This window comes from Pseudomonas sp. SB113, from assembly GCF_040754745.1.
Classification (GTDB): Bacteria; Pseudomonadota; Gammaproteobacteria; order Pseudomonadales; family Pseudomonadaceae; genus Aquipseudomonas; species Aquipseudomonas grimontii.
Genome location: NZ_JBFMHW010000057.1, coordinates 1 through 1,356 on the forward strand (window position 1 = coordinate 1; position 1,356 = coordinate 1,356).

At 58.3% G+C, this 1,356-nt stretch carries 1 protein-coding gene and 1 pseudogene; one reads left to right on the plus strand and one right to left on the minus strand.

What is annotated here, in order from left to right; all coding sequences use genetic code 11:
* Positions 1-178: 178 nt before the first annotated feature.
* Positions 179-289, minus strand: a pseudogene (locus tag AB1462_RS31355) (addiction module antidote protein, HigA family); the annotation flags it as partial.
* A gap of 398 nt (positions 290-687) precedes the next feature.
* Here AB1462_RS31355 and AB1462_RS31360 point away from each other — a divergent pair.
* Complete coding sequence (locus AB1462_RS31360; RefSeq protein WP_367248944.1) at positions 688-948, plus strand: DUF6124 family protein; 261 nt, start codon at positions 688-690, stop codon at positions 946-948.
* Positions 949-1,356 lie beyond the last annotated feature (408 nt).

The following is a 1,356-nucleotide window of genomic DNA, read 5'->3' on the forward strand; positions in this document are numbered from 1 at the left end:
GCTTCCAAGCCCCTCCCTCGATGATCAGTCGAGAACTATTACTCCTGACGGAGCGATAGTCGAGATACAAGCAGCTGTCGAGCCCCGGCGAGGCTGCGTTTGCGGCCCGTCTGACACACCGCTGACGCAGCCTCGCCGGGGCTCGACAGCTGCTACGCAGGGAGACTTGCTTAAGCCCTCAATCAATCCGCGCAAACCGCTCAATCAACGGCTGCTCCCGATGCTCTGCCTGCCATAAGTCGTAGGCGCTTTGCATCGATAGCCATAGCTGCGCAGTACTTACGCCGGCAAAACCTTGTCGGAATATTCTGTGTGGCAAGCCCGCTCGCCACAGGAAGCGCTTTGCGCTTGAGAGGTGTGACCAGCCTTCGGATTTTTCCTGCAAGATTTTGGGCCGTGCATGAACTTGTCGCGTGCAGCCTGCGCGCCTAGTCTTCGTCCCGTCATCGCAAAAAACGGTGACACGGACGTGCAAGTCCGGTTACATGTCGGCGCACCAACGCCCATAGCCATTCAACGGGCGTTTTTTATGCCTGCTGTATTTGTTATGGCGGCTGTGCGTGGGAGATCCTTCGGGGTCTGCCGGGGTCCGATATGCCCGGTCTTGCACACCTGCGCACAGCTGCCACCTTAATTCGCGTGCAAGCGGAAGAGGGCAGTTTCCATCACATATCGGAGTTGTAAATCATGGTCAAACCTACCCCCAATCCGCCCGCAAGCCTCTTCACCGTAAACCCCCACCAAAACACCGAAACCCTGCTGGTCAACGCCAGCGAAACCCTGTCCTCCCTCAACGCACTCACCTGCAACCTGGCCTTCGACCTGGACACTTCCCAGCGCGCCATCATGCTCGGGATCCAGCAAATGGCCGAGTTGGGGCAGTTGCTGGTGGAACGGGCGCTGGAGCAGGTCAGCCCTTCGCTGGAAAAGGTCCCAAGCAGGGACTGATCAGTCCCTTTTTGGGACCGCAATCTCATAGACACCAGTGAGCAAATGTGGGAGGGGGCTTGCCCTAATGCCAGTCAGTTAAGCGAAAGTGATTCACTGTAGGAGCGAGGGGGACGCCTAGTTCTTGCTCGCGAAAAACGCCCAGGCAACGCGTTCATTCTCGATAAGCACGGTGGCCCTGAGTTCTTCGCGAGCAAGCTCGCTCCTACAAAAAGCCTTAACTGAACGGCATTAGGGCAAGCCCCCGATGGCTGAGTGTCAGTTGATACATCACTTAGCTGACCCACCGCCATCGGGGCATAAGTCTCTGCACATCTTGAGCCGAGCCCCCTGCGTAGCAGCTGTCGAGCCTTGGCGAGGCTGCGTCGGCGGTGTGTCAGACGCGCCCCCAAACCAGCCACCCCCAGG

Excerpts from the sequence above, each read along its gene's own strand:
- AB1462_RS31360 (WP_367248944.1), top strand. The coding sequence starts at position 688 with ATGGTCAAACCTACCCCCAATCCGCCCGCAAGCCTCTTCACCGTAAAC.